This window comes from Parazoarcus sp. PS-13 R2A (assembly GCF_057621855.1).
Genome location: NZ_JBYEXN010000062.1, coordinates 1 through 496 on the forward strand (window position 1 = coordinate 1; position 496 = coordinate 496).

Below are 496 nucleotides of genomic sequence, written 5' to 3' on the forward strand. Positions count from 1 at the left end.
GTTCACCCCCATCGCTTCGGCCATCACCATGCCGCCCTTCAAGGCGCGGATCGCACGGCCTTCGCGCGAGTCGAGCAGGTTCTGCGTGGTGAGCACGGCTGACAGCAGGAAGGCCCAGATCAGGTAGAAGATCTCCTCACCCTGATCGAGCTCCCAGCCGAAGATCGAGATCGGCGGGATGCCGGTGAGACCAGTGTGGCCACCGAGGGTCTCCATGGTGCCGAAGAGGAAATACAGCGAGATGCCCCACGCGATCGTGCCCAGCGGCAGGAAGTGGCCGGAGAGTTTCAGCGTGAGCGAGCCGAGCACGATGGCCACGGTCGCGGTGAACACCAGTCCGACCACGAGCGCCAGCCACGGCGAACCACCCAGCCACGACAGCCAGCCCGGCAGTTCGGTCGCGGTGGTGAGCACCCCGGTGGTGTAGGCCCCGAGGCCGACGAAGGCTGCCTGACCGAAGCTGGTGAGTCCGCCCACGCCGGTGAGCAGCACCAGC

The 496-nt window shown here is 66.7% G+C and carries 1 protein-coding gene; it reads right to left on the minus strand.

Annotation, left to right across the window (positions count from 1 at the left end; all coding sequences use genetic code 11):
• Positions 1-496: branched-chain amino acid ABC transporter permease (locus AC22G6_RS21825; RefSeq protein WP_487368506.1), on the minus strand; the 496-nt coding region annotated here is incomplete at both ends.